Raw genomic sequence first — 14833 nt, forward strand, 5'->3', positions numbered from 1 at the left:
ACCATGGCGACGCCTCCTGCCCCGGTGCGTATTCGCCGGACCGAACTGAACCTGTCTTTCCCCGACAGCCAGCCTGAAAACCAGCGGCTGAGTCGCCGGTTCGAAAAGGCACTGCGGCACAGCCTGACCCGTATTCCCGACCGGCTACTGCCACAGACCGATGAGCCGGTGCATCTGGGGACACTTAACCTGGACCTTGGCAACTTCGATTTTGATCCGGGCAACCTGAGCCACTGGCACCGGCTGGAAGGGCTGTTTCAGGAACGGTTACGGCAGCAACTGCTGGCGTTGCTGAAGCAGGCGTCTTCTGTCGCCCGGCCAAATGAGCAATCAGATGGCAGGGGGCTGTCCCGACAATCACGACAGTCTTCGGTTATTACTGGGCCGGTCACAACCTCTGCAACGGGTACGGGGGAGAACATTGACCTGCTCCCAGAAGGAGCTGGGCTGTCTGTCGGTTCACCGGAGAACCCGACCATCAGCGGCTCTTCATCCAGCAGTAATTTATCACCTTCACACCGTCAGCGTCTGGCGGCTGTGGCTGCGGTGACAACGCCCCTGAAACGGCTGCTGGCTTTACTGCCTGTTTCGGGAAGCCAACCCGGACAAGCCGGTGTCAGCACAACCCGTTCTGCACCACTGGCGAGCAGGAGAGCACTGGCTTCCCTGTCTGCCGAACTGCACCGGTCGGGTCAGTCGCCCAGCCTGCCTGAAGCTCTGCGCCGGGTGCTGGCAGAACTGGTCAGCGACCTTGAGCAGTGGCTGGCCCCAACGCCTGCCACCGAACAGTTAATACCGCAGCTGGCGCAACTGCTGCGACCTCTGCAACAGGCTGCCCGGTTCAGCAGGGCGAACCATCTGGTGACGGATGAGCAGCAGATTCTGGCGGTGCTGGATAAACCTTTCCGGGCATCAGAAGATCAGGCGAATCAGGTGGAAGTGTCGTGCATTGCACTGGAAGCGGCACTGGGCGCTCTGATCGTCCGTCGTCAACTGGCTCCGGCACTGGCAGCGAAGCTGGGACTCTGGCTGTCACGGCAGGCAACGCTGTCGGCTCCCCTGCGCATTCGCAGGTTGCAGGCATTGCACCGTTATCTCAGGCAGCGCCCTGAAGCCTCCAGCCCATTGACCGACCTGCCTGCCTTTGCGGGGCAGAGCGAAATAAACGATGTACCGGCATCCGGTTTATCCTCGTCGTTCACACCTGAAGACGATCTTCCGGCGCTTCACAAACAGCAAAGACAAAGCCGTTTATTGCCTGAAGCCACAGATTTGTCTTCAGAGGATGATGACGGTCAGACCCGTTCTGATACAAACAGAGCCAGAACACCCAAAAAAACAGCGACACCGCTCGCTACGATTGCGCCCAGCCTGTCCGGTAATTTTGAAGAACGCCGGGACAAGGTTGAAATCATGGACGGGCAACCCTCGGACACCCCCCCGGTTAATTCATCACTTCTTATTGCCGGGGAACAAACATCCGGTGGTCAGGAAGACCACAGCCCGGTAACGGGTACAACCTCTTCCAGACGGTCACTTCCTGACCTACCGGATGCCTCTGGCGCTAATAGCGCCTCAGTTCCGCACAAAGGAACAAGGGTTGATCGCGGCGTTTCATCAACCAGTGCGACAACCGACCATGGAGACAAAGACTCTGACAGGAAAAAGGCAGCAGTAACCCCCTTGCCACTAGACAGTGGCCGGGACAAAACCCTGTCGGGAGAAATGCCCTCCCTGCCATCAGCGACCCGTATCGCCTGGATGGTGGAGTCGCTGCTGGCAGACCCGACCCTGCCCTGCCACCTTGCCCGGGACTTAAGCCTGTGGCAGCAGCGCTTTGAACGCCTGCCACCGTTGTCCCGTTATCGCTGGCTGGAGGCTTTGCATCAACGGCTGCAACATCGACCAGCCGTTAAGAAACCGGACTCTGACCATGAACTCCATCATCCGGTTGCCACTTCCAACGATCGGGACTATCACCGGCTGTACCGGCAGTTTGTTACCAGCTGGGCGAGTGCTCCGGTTCATTCACTGGCTATGGAGTGGACGACTACTGTTCAGCAATTCGGGGCGGCGCTGGTGCAGGCTGAACACCGGCTGGCATTGTCGGAAGCCGTACAGCGTCTGTTTGTAGTGATCTCGGTAGCGGCAGAGCGGCATACCGATATGGCAGGCTGGCTGCGGCGTTACCGCAAACGCTGGCGGCAATGGCTGGGGCAGCTTGACCCTGTTGCGCAGAAATTGTCGTTTATTAACCGGGAACACCTGTGGACTGACCGCCAGCCTGTTCTGTCCGGCTGGCCAACGGGGGCGCTGATCGTTGAACTCGACCGGCAACTCGACCGGCAGCGGCGACAGCTGGACCATTGCAAACGCTCCCGTAAACCGCTCGCCATTCTGTTGCAGGGATGTCTGGCGGTGAATATTGACCAGCCTGTGGATCTGCCCACAGCCTGTCGTTCCTGGCTGGAGTTGCAACCGCCCGGCCCGGCTTCGTTGAAGCAAGCTATGGAAGAGCTGCTGGCCCGGCCCGAACCGCTGACCCCGGACACCATCCGGAACATCGTAAAGGAGGCTGAACAGGCTCTGAATACAGAAACCGGACAGCGGACCGACCAGCTGAAGCGGCTGCGGCAACTGACCGCCGACGTGTTCTGTTCGCCTCCGGGCTCAGACCTTGAAGTCCGCTTCCGCTCCGTATCACTGCCGGAACCGCCCGGAGAAGCTGTGCAGGACGATGAGGTGACTCCCCTGCCCGACACCTTCCGGGAACAGGGTGAGAAACTGTTGAAAGCTCTGAGGCAGGCGCTTCGTCCTGCCGTTCACCATCACCCGATGGAAAACGACCTGCTGGTATCCGGCGCCGGACTGGTGCTGTTCTGGCCACACCTGCGTCGTCTGTTTGCCCCGTTACTCAATGACCGGCAGCAGTGGTTGTCGCCGGAGCATCAGTGGCTGGCGCTGGCACAACTGATGACTCTGGGGGGGCTGACGGAAACGGAAGATGGCCTGAACCCGGTGGCGGCACTGCTGACCGGCTTCCCGGTGGATACTCCGGTAACGGGCCTGCCCGCTTTGAACGAACAGCAGCGTAACGACTGCACCACTCTGTTAACCACCGTCGTACAGCAGTGGCAGGCGCTGAAAGGCATGTCTGGCCAGAGTCTGCAACAACTGTTTATTCAGCGTACCGGCTATCTCGACCAGACTGCCAATGGCTGGCGTCTGACCACGGAACACAAGCCCCAGGACATTCTGTTGCAGGCGTTGCCATGGCCGGTGTCGGTGGTGCGGCTGCCGTGGATGGATTCGTTACTGGCAGTGGAGTGGGATAGCGGCCCCGGTGGGCTGTGGCGACCGTTTCAATAACTGGCTTGATAAACCGCTGAATTTTTTGAGGATTTCAGTCTGAAATAAATCTCCTTAAATGCCCTTATCCCTTGACTGGCAAGGGATTGCGGCCTGAAACAGGAGTGAGGAAAGGAACCTGAATTTCAAGGAATAAACAATTTCAAGTAACAAACAATTTCAAGGAATAAACCATGTCAGAATCGCTGACCGAGACGCTTATACGCCACGAAGGCATACAACTAAGACCTTACACCGATACCGTGGGCAAGCTCACCATCGGTGTGGGCCGGAACCTTGATGACCTTGGTATCACCCGTGATGAAGCCCTGGTGCTGCTGGCGAATGACATCGCCCGCGCCCGTTCCGAGCTGATACGTTGCTACCCCTGGGTCGAGCAGTTGAATCCGGTTCGTCAGGACGCCCTGGTGAATATGGTGTTTAACCTTGGCCTGCCCGCTTTCAGCGGCTTCCGGAAAATGCTTGCAGCCCTGCAGGACAGAAACTTTGAACAGGCAGCAAAGGAAATGCTGGATTCCCGCTGGGCGACCCAGGTGCATGGTCGTGCCAGTGAACTGGCTGACCGGATCGAACGGGGGAGAGTATGAACAGACCTGCTGACCCTGAATACGACAGTCGCCTGCTGGAAGAGATGGCGGCACTGGCCCGGCTTGTGGATGGTGCCTGGCATCTGGCCTGCAGCACGAATGAGAGTGATGACCGGGAAATGGATGAGCAGACCTGGGTGACTCTGCGGGATGAGGCGCTGGCCAGCCTCGGGCAAAGCCCGGTGATGGAACAGCTGAAAACCCGGTTTCACCTGAACAACTGGGAGCTGGCGCTGGCAGGGCTGTGCGCCCTGCCCCAGCTTGATCCCCGTTACCAGAAAGTGTTTGCCGACCTGAATCCTGCCGGTCAGCCGGTCGCCTGTCTGGAACTGTTGCTGAACCTTCTGTGTCCGGCTCCCCATAGGAAGCGGCAATGGCTGCGTGACCTGCTGGACGACAGCAGTCTGTTTCGCTGGCGGTTGCTGCGCTTTGCTGATGACAATGTGTCGGAAGCCTATGTACTGACAACGCCGCTGTGGCTCTCTCCCGACCTGCTGATGCGATTGATGGGCAGTGATGCCTGCGACCTGGCATCTGCCGATGAATGCCTGACCCGACTGGCAGTGGTTGAACATCCCTGCCCGCCGGTAACTGACCAGCGACCTCCATCGTCTGCTGCCCTGGTGCAGCTTCAGGGTGAAACCGGCAGTGGCCGGCGTACCTTTGCTCAAACCGTGGCTGAAGGAAGGCCGGTGTTCCAGCTGGACGGTGAACGACTGATGCAGCACAGTGATTACACCAGGGTGCTGGTCGACTGTCTGTGTCATATTTCCCTGCATGGGGGCGAGCTGCTCTGGCCCGGTGGCATGACACTGCTGCGGGAAAAAACAGCCCTGTCAGCCCTTCTGGTTGAGTGGCTGGGTATAACCGGGTCGCGCTGCTGGCTGGTTGAGGCGGAAGAATCTTCCTGGCCTCCGGCGCTGGCACCGCTGTTGCCGGTAACTATACGGTTTGACCGGCCTGACCGGGAACACTGCGCAGCTCTGTGGCAGGCAATGGCTGGATACTATTTATCTGATAACTATTTATCTGACAGCGATCCGGCAGACCCCTCCCTGTGGGCGACAGTGGCAGAGCACTACCAGCTGTTGCCGGGTACGATGCTGCAGGTGGTTCTGTCATTGCAGGCCCGTACTGACGACCAGCCTCTGACGACTTCTGTAGTTTTCCGGGAATGCCTGAACCAGACCCCCGCCACCCTGTCGGGGCTGGCGACCCGGGTAACGCCGGTCTACGGCCTTGATGATGTGATTGTTAACGACGATACCCACCGGCATCTGCAGGAAATTATTCACCGCTACCAGCAGCGGGAGAACCTTTATAAGCAGAAACTCTGCGCTACCCGGGGGCTGCTGGCCTTGTTCTGGGGTAAACCGGGTACAGGTAAGACCATGGTGGCGGAAGCCTTGTCCGATGCCCTGAACCTGCCCCTGTATAAAGCCAACCTGGCGTCCATTTCCAGCAAATGGATTGGTGAAACGGAAAAGCATCTTGCCGCCCTGTTTGATGATGCGGAACGGCACAACGGCCTGTTGTTTTTTGATGAGGCCGACGCAGTGTTCTCACGGCGGAGCCAGGTTGAAAGCAGCCATGATAAAAACGCTAATCTCGGCGTCAGTTATCTGTTGCAGCGTATGGAGCATTTTCATGGATTGCTGGTGCTGGCGACCAATTTCAAAGGCAATCTGGACCCCGCTTTTATGCGACGTATGCATTTCAGTGTGGAGTTCACTCAGCCTGATGCTGATGACCGGTTGAGTATCTGGCGACACTGGCTGGGCAAGGTGCAGGCAGATAGTGACCTTGATGAAGCCTGGCTTGCCACGCAGCTGGAGCTGTCTGGCGCGCAGATTCGCAATATTGTCCAGCACAGCGCCTCGCAGGCGATTGGTACCGGAACGGGCATGATCAGCCGGGACATCCTGGCTCGTGCTATTTACCGGGAATCCCAGAAAAACGACAACAGCTTTTTAATGTCTACCCGTCTGGCCAGCTGGCACGACCTGAAGCTTTCGGGTGATCCGGCTGACCGACAGATGAACGATCAGGAGTCATGGCATGAGTGAAGAAGCCGTTCCCGCTGAACTGTATATTGCCCCTTTTGAAGCCACGTCCAGGGCGTTGAAAGCCCTGATTCGGCGGGATGCCCTGAATCAGGAAAACCACGGCGACCAGATCGAGATCCGCTTTGATGTGCCGGATCAGGATTTTATTAACAGTCTGCCTGAGTTTCCGGTGGTGAACGTCTACCTGACCAGTTTTTCAGAAAACACTACCCGGCGGCAGAGTGAGCCTTTTCAACTTAAAAGCACCGACAAACCCGCAGGGCGCGGCACAATTGTAAGGCGTCCCAAGTATATCGACCTGTTTTATATGGTGTCGGTGTGGAGTCGTAGTCAGGAGGAACGCGCCCTGACCGAGCAGTATCTGTTGTCGCGCCTGCTGCAAAGTCTGGGCAAACACGAGGTGGTTCCGGAAGAGCTGATGATTGCTGAAAATTACCTGTATGGGGTGACGATGCTGCAGATGCTGAGTGACGACGATCGTCGTTCACAGGGGGAGTTCTGGAATGCCCTGGGGTCAGCACCGCGTCCGGCCCTTAACCTGCAGCTGACAGTGCCGGTTCCGGTACACGAGCCAGAGGATACACCAATTGTTCTCGACATTAATCGTCACCTGCGGGATTACGACACCCTGATGCACGATGAAACTCCACCCACTCCACAGACCAAGGCCCTGGCCGGTCAGGTGGCGCTGAACGGGTTGGATTACCAGAATTTTTCGGTGCAGGCCGTTCGTACCAGCGACCTGTCGATTGAACAGCGAACCCTTAATCCTATTGGACTCTATGCCTTTAACGTGCTGGAACCGGGCGAATATATGATACGGCTGATGAACAACACCACTGGCTCCGCCATCCAGACGGGTTATGCGACAGTGCAGCGTAACAGTGAAGGCGAATTTGAGACGCAGGAAGTGGATTTTTCAACACTCTGACCCACTTTGGAAAGAAAACTGCTCTGGAAAGAAAGCCGCTCTGGAATGAGCGTGTAAAAAGGCATTATCTGATGACTCAACCGGCAATTAGAAACTAAAAAACACAGTTCGTGTTGTTATTAACCCTCCACCGTTCCTGACCAATTGAACAAACCCAGTCCTCGGGATAAAAACTCGAAGAGGGAATGGCCAGCCTCTCTGTAAAAAAACAATAACGGAGTACTTGTCCCGGTTTCCGGGCAAGAGATACCGGAGGTACGATGGAGTTGGCAGTTTATATTCAAAAGTACTCGGACGAAGCCGCCGCCGAGTTGTTTGGTGTCACCAAACGAACCATCGCCGCATGGCGACGGATGGAGCGGGCGCCCAGGCCGGTTCAGTCCATGCACATCATTAAGCAGACCCAGGGAAAAGTCAGCTGGGAAGGCATCTACAAACCCTACGCCCGATACCGCGAGCGGCAAAGCCGCAAGGCTTCTGAATCCTGACCGGGGAAATCCATGAATCCAAAACAGTTAATGCTGCTGCTCAATCCCAAAGGGCAGTCATGGTCTCCTGCTCCCCGGAATGCGGGCAAAGCGGGAACCGTACAGTCCCAGCTGCGCTGGGAAGATGTGGCCTCGGCGCTGGGGGCTGGCCAGCTGGCGCCGTTGTCGTATTACCTGGTCCGGGCCAAGTACTGTCAGGACGACAGCTCGGTTGAGCCTCTGCTGGCGCTGGTGCTGAAGGAGACCAGCGCTCTGGCAAAGGCTAACCGGTGGCAGGCGCGTAAGGACACTTTACAGTCTCTGGCGCATCTGGCCTGTTATGAATCCCTGGACACCCAGTTGTGTAAAAGTTGTGGTGGGCGGGGTTACAGCCAGGCGGGTAAAGCGTGCCGGGTGTGTCGTGGGTATGGACGACATCCGATGAGTGCCAGGGCTCGCTACCGGATGGCGGGCATTGATAAACGCAACTGGGAACGTCGATGGCTGTCCCGGTACGAGCAACTTTACCAGGCGTTATGTGACGCAGAGGACTGTGCTCTGGCACACCTCTCGCATCAGCTCGGCTCTTAGGTTTATTAAGGGGCGAGCCTGAGCTGCATTATGGACGATGCAGCACCCACCTCCCGACGAGTGAGGAAGACGACATGGAACAGGGAAAACAAACCAACTGGAAAGACGTGGTTGCCAGCGTTGCCCCAACGGTTGCAGGGATGCTGGGAGGCCCTCTGGCAGGCGTGGCGGTTAACCTGCTGGCGGAAAATCTGCTTAATGACCCCCAGGCCAGCAAGGACGATGTGGCCACTGCGCTCAGTTCTGCCCGTGTGGAAGATTTAAACAAACTCAAGTTACTGGAAAAGGATGTGCGTATTCAGCTTAAAGAGCTGGGAATACGTGAACACCGTCTTTTGTATGCCGACAAGGCCGACGCCCGCGCCCGGCAAATTGCCCATAAAGACGCCATGCCCGGCATCCTTGCCATTATGCTCACCGTTGGCTTTTTCGGGGTGATCGCGTTTATGGCAATGGGGGAAATTTCACCCAATAACGAAGTAGTGATGCAGGTCATGCTGGGCGCGCTGTCCACGGCCTGGATCGGTGCCATGCAGTTCTTTTTTGGTACGACGCAGTCGAGTCGTGACAAGAATAAGTGGCTTTCCAGATAAAAGCGCACGATAAACGACCATGATAAAAGATAAAGCCATCTAATAAGGATAACGCTATGTACGCCGAAGCACAGAAGCCTGCCACAAAGAAACCCGCTCCAAAAACTGCAGCTCCGCTGATTCAGAAAAAGAAAAATAACACTGGCCTGCCCGATAATGTTAAAGGGGGTATTGAATCCCTGTCCGGCATGAGCATGGATCATGTGAAAGTACACTATAACTCTCCCAAGCCTGCCCAGCTGAATGCTCATGCCTATACGCAGGGTTCGGATATTCATGTGGCTTCCGGGCAGGAAAAGCATGTTGCTCATGAAGCCTGGCATGTGGTGCAGCAGGCGAAGGGGCGGGTGAAGCCTACGACAGAAGTCGCTGGGAAGCCGGTGAATGATGATGTGAAGCTGGAGAGGGAGGCGGATGTGATGGGAGCCAGGGCCAAGGGGGTTGGGTGATTTATTTGCGGCGCAAGAGCTTGAAGCAGTTCGGTTATAGCTTGATGAAGCAGGTAGTCTGGGGAAGTGGCCTTTTAATAACTTTACTTGGTGTTACAAGGCCGTGTTTGTTAAAGAGATAGTGGAAATAAAGTCTGTTTTCTTGCATAGCGATATTTATAGGCAATGAATGAAAGCTTGTCACAAGCTCTAAAATCTAATTAAAAAAGGTCTGCAATATGTATGCGTCAAAGAAAAAGCTAGATCCTAATGCGACTATGTTGGCATTACAAGCTAAAAATAACGGTAAGCGCGGCAAGGTGGAACGAGGATTGAGTGCTGTTTTAAAACCGGTGATTCAACGAACAGCAAAAGAAGATATAGTCAAAATGGGATTCTCCGAAGAACAGACGGAAGATTTAAAAACGGTCGTAGGTGGTTGGGTGAATACCAAACAAACCATCAACAACCTCGCATTAACATCTGATCTATGGGTGTCTATTCGTCGATATTATAGCGATGATAAAAAGGCTAAAGATTTACTTAACAATCTAAAAGTAAAATTAAATCAGGCATACTTTGATGAGGTGTGTAAGCTGATAAAAAATGAAGCGCTTCGACCTAAGGTGCTAAATAATTGTGACCAGGAACACTTTTGGGTGTTGCAGGGATTATTCGAAAAGGATAGAGATGCATTAATTAGTAAAGGAATAGATAACGCTTCTATAGATGCACTTATAGCTTCAGGTGAATTGCCTATGCAGCCTTTGAGCAATCTGGCAAAAGAGGGGGATCTGGAAAAATTAGGTGGATTGGGACCACTGAGTAAGTCATATCCTAAATATATAGAAAAATATCGCACCATTGGGGCTGGTGACGCAGCTAAATTTAATACTGTAACTCCTTGGTTGAAAACACTAGACCATGATTCGCATACGTATTTGAATAGGGCTGCCCCTTCTCTGGACGTACTCTTGGAGATGACTAAGGATGAGCCTTTGACAAATAAAACAGTTCGTTGGTTACCGTATGTTAGTGAAGAAGCAAGTCCGGCTAATAATGACACTGCTACTATCAATGGCTCAAAAGCTGAGTACAGATTAGGTCACTTTTTACGAGGTCATGCACTGCGTTATTTAGATAAAGATATTGCTACAGGGGGTAAGACATTGTGGCCACTTGATACTTCACGCGCCGATGTTGAATCGGTTTGTAAGGAATTCGATGATGATAAAATTAGAGATGATACTGTGAAAGGTAGTAACTGGGACTATACTCCGACTGGAGGAGGAAAGGCTGCTGGAATCACGATACGTGCTGCAAATAATTGGGAGGATAAAAAGATCGATCAACTTTTCCCGAAAGAAGGAGGTAAGATTTATTCATCTGAATATGAAAGGCTTACATCGGTGAGGGCTTTAAGGAGGGACTGGCCGAATCCTTAAGTGAAAAAAGCAACGGTGTGTGACTATTATTTATAATTTTCAATATTTAAGCGTTTATAACCACCCGAAAATAATAAAAAAACAGACCCACATTTATGCACAACACAAAACCCAACCCCCAACCCAGAAAAACCCAACGCACCGGCAACTTCCCCTACCGATTCAAAATAACCACCGACTACACCTGCGAATCCGGCTGGCAATTGCCCGAAGCGTTTGACTCAAAGTGGCTGTCGATTTCCACCACGGGCAGGGTCACCGTTAAAGCCAACGACAATGGCTACGCCTGGGATGGCTGTACCCCCAAAAAAAGTGTGCTGAATCTGTGGATTATTGGTGTACCCGATGGACATATTAACCATCGCACCATGAAGCCTTACACCTATTATGCGTCGCTGGTTCATGATGCGTTGTATCAGTATCTGGATACAGTGCCGGTGTCTAAGAAAAACATCGACCGGTTGTTTCTGAGCATGTTGGGGGATTTCAAACTGCGGTTTGTGTATTACGGGGCGGTGCGCCTGTTTGGTGGACGCGGCGTAAAACAACATGGCCTGCGGAAACAGGGCTGACGTCACTCTCTACTCACCCACCACGACTATCAACCATCTTCATTACCCATACATCCCAACGGGAAGGATAAACCATGCCTGATTCCGAGAAAAAAAAAGAGATCAAAGGTTATTTTGAGGCGGGAGATATCCCCACTGCTCAGGATTTCTCTAAGCTGATTGATTTAAGTACTGACGCTACAGAGCTTGAAGGTACGATTAATGCTGACCGTATCCCTGATCTGTCTGCGACCAAGGTCACAACGGATATGTTCGCTGCTGACCGTATCCCTGATCTGTCTGCGACCAAGATCACAACGGATGCGTTAGATGCCGATCGTATACCTGACCTGTCTGCGACCAAAATCACAACGGATGCGTTAGCTGTTGAGCGTATTCCCGACCTGTCCGCGAACAAAATCACAGCGGATACGTTAGGTGTCGATCGTATACCTGAGCTGTCTGCGAGCAAGATCACAACGGACACATTAGCTGTTGATCGTATACCTGATCTGTCAGCGACCAAGATCACAACGGATGCGTTAGGCGCTGAGCGTATACCCGACCTGTCTGCGACCAAGATCACAACGGATACATTCACTGCTGATCGTATACCCGACCTGTCAGCGAGCAAGATCACAGCGGATACGTTAGATGCTGATCGTATCCCTGTTCTGTCAGCGAGCAAGATCACAGCGGATACGTTAGATGCTGCACGTATTCCTGAGCTGTCAGCGAGCAAGATCACAACGGATATGTTAGATGCTGATCGTATACCCGACCTGTCAGCGAGCAAGATCACAGCGGATACGTTAGATGCTGATCGTATCCCTGCTCTGTCAGCGAGCAAGATCACAGCGGATACGTTAGATGCTGATCGTATCCCTGCTCTGTCAGCGAGCAAGATCACAGCGGATACGTTAGATGCTGATCGTATCCCTGCTCTGTCAGCGAGCAAGATCACAACGGACACGTTAGATGCTGCACGTATTCCTGAGCTGTCTGCGAGCAAGATCACAGCGGATACATTCACTGCTGAGCGCATCCCTGACCTGTCCGCCAATAAAATTACCGGCGATACACTGTCAACAAGTGTCCTCCCCGACGCTACTACTGACGACAAAGGTTCGGTACAGCTGGCCACCGCCGCTGATGTATTACTGGCAGAAAGTCCGTCTCTGGTTATGACGCCTGCCTCCAGTCGTTCACTGATTGCGCGCATGGTCTGGCCCAGTAGCCGCAGCAAGAAAAACGAGGTTCCGTTCAGCGGTGCCGTGAACGGCTACAAAAACAGGGGAATGCTTCCCTATGGGTTTACCTACAATGACTATGTCACTACGCAGGATGGCTCTCACCTGCTGCTTACCAAAGGCTGGAACACGGTTGATCTCCGCGTACTGCGCTGGGATGGTGCCTACTTTACGGAGGTGCAAACCATTGCCAGTTCCGGTCAGTACAGCAAATTCAGGCTGATGAATTTTGACGGGGTGACGGTGTTGTACGACGGTAATAGAGCGTATACCTGGAAAGCCCAGACAGCGACCTTTGAAGAAACCGGTCTGATCTCCGGATTTACCTTTACCAACACGACCCATGCCCACTACGGTGTCGCCTATGACGGGTTATTCCGGGTTGCCATTGCTGACCGGCTGGACAACTGTCACCTGTTTACCCTGGATGATCCTTACCAGCCCCATATACTGACCCCGGTCGGCGAAATACCTTTTGCGGTACCAACGGAGCAGCTTGCATCATCAAACGCTGTCTACAGGGTTCTTCATCTGGACGGCAATCCGGTTTATGGTCTGCTGGCTACGACGATTGATGTGGACTCTGATCAAATCCGGTTCTACCGGGTGCAACCCGGAACCTCGACGATCGACCCCCTTTCCACAGGTATACTGCCTACCGGTGGGCTCTACACGGCGGGACAACTGGTTTATCAGGATTCGGCACAGGTAATTATCGCTCATGCCGGAAACGAGTACGCCGGTAAGGTACACAGTCTGGATGGCACTGCCGCTACCCTTACTGCCACCGACCTTGGCAGCTATGACCAGCTCTCTAATGGCGGTGATATTAAACTGTTCAGCGTCGGCACCCAACCCTACATGATGATTCAGGAAGGGCCGGTATCGTCTGAGCATATCGCCATTTACCAGCTGGACGGAGCGGGCAAAACGAAGGTTGTCACCCTTCCCAACCAGATTACATCGGCAAGCGGATTGGCGCTGGCGGTATTCGATGACCGTCTTCTGATTATAAACGGCAATGAACAGAATGTTTTTGAGCTGATCATTGAATAGCCTGCTGACTCGAACAAGGTAACCCTGACCATGTCTGAATTCGCCACGGAAACGGCTCCTCCGGAAGCAAGGCCCGCCCCGCCACTGCCAGCGGAAACCACGCACAAACCTAAGCCGGTTACTGCGACGCCCTCACCTGTCGCAGCGCAGATGATGAGCGACCACTCCCTGTTACAAACCGGCTTGTCACAAAATGAGTGGTTACGACAGCCGTCAGCAGCAGTGGTCCAGCGAGCCCGGAAAAGCGTAGCGGCTGACTCCGGCGACAAACCCAAGTTTGAAATCTATGTGCCGGGCCAGTTCAGCTACAACAAAAAAGAGTTGACCGGTAACGACGCGTTCAAATTTGCCCAACAGATCAACAACACCTTTGTCAGCAACAATATGCCCGGGGGCTATGCCCTGAAGCTGGATCATAAAAACAGGAAGTGGTTTCTGGTGGGGCCTTTGGGGGTATCACTGTCTGAAGCGAAAGCCGTTGTGAAAGGGTTTAAGTTCAAGGGCAAGGTAGTGCTTCGTGGCGGTCCCAAACCAAAGCCGGTTATACAGGATGAGCCGGTCACTCCAGACCCGGGACCTATCATACCCGATGACCCGGTGATCCCAGATCCGATCATACCGGATGATCCGGTTATACCTGATCCGAATATACCCGATGATCCTGTGATTCCTGACCCCGTCTTACCGGAACAGGAAACGACCAGTCAGGAGTCGGCTACCCGGGGCTTTGCCCCGAAAATCACCGCCACTTATCTGGATAATGAAGGCAATGTCACCCGAACTGACGACGCAGACACGGTACTGACCAGTCTTGGCAAAGTGAAACGGGTGGAATATGACCAGCTCAGCAATGTCCAGAAGCAGGCGGTGGGCAGTGCCGCAAACCTGCGTAGCCGGGTCAACAGTCTTGAGGCTGCCGCTGCGCTGGACAGGGGTATCAGTCAGGGCTTGTATGGCGCACCGGCTAAAATAGCCGCCATGTCGGCGGGGGAAGCCGTGGCACAAGGCACTATTGACTGGCAGGAAGAGCTGTCGGCCGGCCATACGGGCTTCGCGCGTCTTAAAGGGCTGTTGCAGGATGCCGGATTCGGTAAAGAGGATTTCCCCAAACTGCTGGACAAGAAGGTCACGGCTGAAGACAGCGACACAGACGACACCGCTGTGCCGGAAAAAGCCAGTGCAAAAGAACGACTGCAGCCTTATTCCGGCAAGGCTCGCCAGCTCAGACAGGCGCTTGGCTATGTCCGGGCCGGGGAGTTATGGAATGGTCTCAGTGGTTACGGAAACTCTTACAATGCCGTTGCCGGTTCGCTGTTGAACAATGAGGCACTGTCCCGACGCAACACCTCACCCGGTAAGCTGGAAGCGTCTGTTACCCGGGCGGCCAGTAATGGCGGTGTCGCCATGAAGACTTCAGCGCTGACGGTATCCTGGCTGGGTGATAAGGCTCACAGGGATTTCTGGTCGGGTAAAACGGATGCCCTGAAATAGGGAAACAC

At 54.1% G+C, this 14833-nt stretch carries 12 protein-coding genes; all 12 read left to right on the plus strand.

Annotation, left to right across the window (positions count from 1 at the left end; translation table 11 throughout):
- Positions 1-3: 3 nt before the first annotated feature.
- The 12 genes from V5J35_RS00515 (at position 4) to V5J35_RS00570 (ending at position 14825) form a co-directional block, all read left to right on the plus strand.
- Positions 4-3369: a contractile injection system tape measure protein gene (locus V5J35_RS00515; RefSeq protein WP_354011511.1), complete on the plus strand. Its 3366-nt coding sequence runs from the start codon at positions 4-6 to the stop codon at positions 3367-3369.
- 173 nt (positions 3370-3542) lie between these two features.
- Positions 3543-3956 carry a glycoside hydrolase family protein gene (locus V5J35_RS00520; RefSeq protein WP_354011512.1) on the plus strand — a complete coding sequence of 138 codons (414 nt, stop codon included), beginning with the start codon at positions 3543-3545 and terminating at the stop codon, positions 3954-3956.
- Positions 3953-6022, plus strand: coding sequence for an ATP-binding protein (locus tag V5J35_RS00525; protein WP_354011513.1), 2070 nt, complete (start codon positions 3953-3955; stop codon positions 6020-6022). The genes V5J35_RS00520 and V5J35_RS00525 overlap by 4 nt, the downstream gene beginning before the upstream one ends.
- Positions 6015-6953 carry a Pvc16 family protein gene (locus tag V5J35_RS00530; RefSeq protein WP_354011514.1) on the plus strand — a complete coding sequence of 313 codons (939 nt, stop codon included), beginning with the start codon at positions 6015-6017 and terminating at the stop codon, positions 6951-6953. The genes V5J35_RS00525 and V5J35_RS00530 overlap by 8 nt, the downstream gene beginning before the upstream one ends.
- A gap of 260 nt (positions 6954-7213) precedes the next feature.
- A complete protein-coding gene (locus V5J35_RS00535) occupies positions 7214-7441 on the plus strand; it encodes a hypothetical protein (RefSeq protein ID WP_354011515.1) in 228 nt (75 codons plus the stop codon).
- Positions 7442-7453: 12 nt separating this feature from the next.
- Complete coding sequence (locus V5J35_RS00540; RefSeq protein WP_354011516.1) at positions 7454-8011, plus strand: hypothetical protein; 558 nt, start codon at positions 7454-7456, stop codon at positions 8009-8011.
- A gap of 74 nt (positions 8012-8085) precedes the next feature.
- The gene (locus V5J35_RS00545; protein WP_354011517.1) at positions 8086-8604 is read left to right on the plus strand and encodes a hypothetical protein; all 519 of its coding nucleotides are present in this window, start codon (positions 8086-8088) and stop codon (positions 8602-8604) included.
- A 56-nt stretch (positions 8605-8660) separates the two neighbouring features.
- Positions 8661-9053, plus strand: a complete 393-nt coding sequence (locus V5J35_RS00550) for an eCIS core domain-containing protein (RefSeq protein ID WP_354011518.1) — start codon at positions 8661-8663, stop codon at positions 9051-9053.
- Positions 9054-9271: 218 nt separating this feature from the next.
- Positions 9272-10477, plus strand: coding sequence for a hypothetical protein (locus V5J35_RS00555; RefSeq protein ID WP_354011519.1), 1206 nt, complete (start codon positions 9272-9274; stop codon positions 10475-10477).
- A gap of 95 nt (positions 10478-10572) precedes the next feature.
- Positions 10573-11049, plus strand: a complete 477-nt coding sequence (locus tag V5J35_RS00560) for a hypothetical protein (protein WP_354011520.1) — start codon at positions 10573-10575, stop codon at positions 11047-11049.
- Between the two features lie 74 nt (positions 11050-11123).
- Positions 11124-13334, plus strand: coding sequence for a hypothetical protein (locus V5J35_RS00565; protein WP_354011521.1), 2211 nt, complete (start codon positions 11124-11126; stop codon positions 13332-13334).
- 30 nt (positions 13335-13364) lie between these two features.
- A complete protein-coding gene (locus V5J35_RS00570; protein WP_354011522.1) occupies positions 13365-14825 on the plus strand; it encodes a hypothetical protein in 1461 nt (486 codons plus the stop codon).
- The last annotated feature ends 8 nt before the right edge of the window (positions 14826-14833 follow it).

The sequence above is a fragment of the Endozoicomonas sp. NE40 genome (assembly GCF_040549045.1).
In the GTDB taxonomy this organism is placed as follows: Bacteria; Pseudomonadota; Gammaproteobacteria; order Pseudomonadales; family Endozoicomonadaceae; genus Endozoicomonas_A; species Endozoicomonas_A lisbonensis.